Below are 1402 nucleotides of genomic sequence, written 5' to 3'. Positions count from 1 at the left end.
ACTTTCTAGGAAACTTCGCAAATCGGCCAAGATAGTGTATAATGGACTTGAAATAAAAAATCACATAACAAAAGAGCGAATGTAGTGATTCGCCACGACGTTGATTATGTAGTTTTTTGTTTTTGGTTTAGACTGCGCTGTCTGACGGCAAAGAAAGAATAAGGGGCATGGAACTATCCATAACCCATTACCTTTCGGAATCGTTCAAATAGCGCAGTTTTTTTGTAGTAAACTTCTAAAACCAACATAGAAGTGCCACACTTCGGACATTTGAGTGGGTCATATCCAAATGTCAGAATAATCGAGTTACGCCAATCCAGAAGACTGGAAAGATAGCGTTGTTTCTGAGGGGATAAACATTGCCGAAGATTTTTTTCCTGTTTATGATGTTTTGCATAAATACCATAGTAACGAACCATTTTGAAGTGCTTGTCAGGGATATGAATAATCAGGCGTTTTATAAAGTCAATAACGGGGAGGCATTCTGTAACCGTCTTGTGATCCTCATGCCTGGTGTAATGAAACGTCACAGAGTCACCATCGTAAGAATCAATTCTGGAGGCAGCAATAACCGGTCGTCCGAGATATCGGCTGATATACTTAATGGTGATATTTGGAGAACAGAGATTGGGTTTAGCACGGATATAAAAACCATTCGGGTGATCCTTGTAAATCTGGTTTTTAAGTTTAAGGAAAGAAGAACCGAGTTTATGCGCAAGTTTTTCTAAAAGAACCTTACGGAAAGCGAAGCGTAAAAATCTGAAATCAAAATGTTTGTTTGGACGCCAAGAGGTAATATTACCGGTACCGCCCTCGGAGATGAGCGCATGGATATGAGGGTTCCATTTGAGGTCTCTACCGAAAGAGTGAAGGACACAAATAAACCCAGGAGTAAAATTTTCAGTTTTATTAAGTTTAGAAAACATACGGAGGACGATATCGCGGACGGCATGAAAAAGACAATTCAAAAGAGAATGATCCTTAAGAAAGAAGATGCGAAGTTCCTCTGGAATCGTAAACACACAGTGCCTGTGGTTACAGGAAATGAGCTTGCAGGACATACGAAAAGCCCGTTTCTGATTATACATGTTACCACAAGAAGGACAGAAACGGCTTTTGCAGGAAAAAGGTACAGATTTAAGTTTACCACAATGGGGACAGCCGTAGACAGCTTGTCCATAAGAAGGATCCTGGCAATGAATCATACGTTTGATGTTATCCATAACATTTTTGCCAGGACGAAGAACATAATGGATGTACTCAAAGTGGTCACTGAAAATAGTTTGAAGAATGTTCTTTTTATACATAAGAATATTTTACAACAAAAAGTGACAAAGGAAAACCCCAAAACCCCTCATGAGTGAGGGGCAGGGGAGTTGAGAGTGCCGAAGGCACTTTGTTC

General features: G+C 39.9%; 1 protein-coding gene. It reads right to left on the bottom strand.

Annotated features, from left to right (window positions below):
* Nucleotides 1–173: 173 nt before the first annotated feature.
* Nucleotides 174–1307, bottom strand: coding sequence for an IS91 family transposase (locus NE473_RS33280; protein WP_155521558.1), 1134 nt, complete (start codon nt 1305–1307; stop codon nt 174–176).
* Nucleotides 1308–1402: the final 95 nt, after the last annotated feature.

Origin of the sequence: Hungatella sp. SL.1.14 (genome assembly GCF_024460495.1) — a bacterium.
Taxonomy (GTDB): Bacteria; Bacillota; Clostridia; order Lachnospirales; family Lachnospiraceae; genus Hungatella; species Hungatella hathewayi.
The sequence above is the reverse complement of the archived record's forward strand: the minus strand, read 5'-3'. Positions and strand labels throughout refer to the sequence as shown.